General features: G+C 43.0%; 1 pseudogene. It reads left to right on the plus strand.

Annotated features, from left to right (window positions below):
- Positions 1-15: 15 nt before the first annotated feature.
- Positions 16-230 (plus strand): annotated as a pseudogene (locus AAEY78_RS15245) (hypothetical protein); the annotation flags it as partial.

Genomic DNA, 230 nt, shown 5'->3' on the forward strand with positions numbered 1-230 from the left:
GACCAGACCCAGATAATGCCTACGACCTTAGCCGACACTGATAATAACAAAAGCAGCACTTTGTCTTCAGACGCTACAGAAATAGTATCGGAAGATGGTGCAGAATGTGAGTTGTTAGATGCAGAGCAACTCTTAAGTACGCCACCACCTTTCGATCCTTATTGGTACAAACTGAATAATTTTAAAGCTGATAATTATGAGCCGGCACAAGATATGCAGCTGGCTACTGG

Source organism: Psychrobacter sp. 16-MNA-CIBAN-0192 (assembly GCF_040309565.1).
GTDB lineage: Bacteria > Pseudomonadota > Gammaproteobacteria > Pseudomonadales > Moraxellaceae > Psychrobacter.